The organism is Pseudomonas sp. SB113 (genome assembly GCF_040754745.1).
GTDB classification, from domain to species: Bacteria; Pseudomonadota; Gammaproteobacteria; order Pseudomonadales; family Pseudomonadaceae; genus Aquipseudomonas; species Aquipseudomonas grimontii.
Window position 1 is genome coordinate 1 of record NZ_JBFMHW010000168.1, and the last position, 452, is coordinate 452.

Annotated in this window: 1 protein-coding gene; it reads left to right on the top strand. The window is 58.2% G+C overall.

Going from position 1 to position 452, the window contains the following annotated elements; all coding sequences use genetic code 11:
- Positions 1-85: 85 nt before the first annotated feature.
- Positions 86-452: formate--tetrahydrofolate ligase (locus tag AB1462_RS31990; protein ID WP_367249107.1), on the top strand; the 367-nt coding region annotated here is incomplete at its 3' end.

A 452-nucleotide genomic window follows, 5' to 3' on the forward strand; every position in this document is an offset into this window, starting at 1 on the left:
GACGGTCAGTAACGGCTGGGCGAACTGGATACGGCTGACACTACGATTTCCTGTCATCAATCGACGTTTCTTAATTGAGGAATCCATGGCCCAAGTAAAAAGCGACATCGAAATTGCGCGCGCAGCGCAGAAAAAGCCGATTCAGGAAATCGGCGCCAAGATAGGCATACCCTCGGAACATCTCCTGCCCTACGGGCATGATAAGGCCAAGATTTCGGCTGCCTTCATCGCGGAGGCCCGCCAAAAGAAGGATGGCAGGCTCATTCTGGTGACGGCCATCAATCCGACGCCGGCCGGCGAAGGCAAGACCACTACGACCGTTGGGCTGGGCGACGGCCTGAACCGCATCGGCAAGAAGGCGATCATCTGCATTCGTGAAGCCTCACTCGGCCCTTGCTTCGGCGTGAAGGGCGGAGCCGCTGGCGGTGGTTATGCGCAGGTCGTGCCTATGG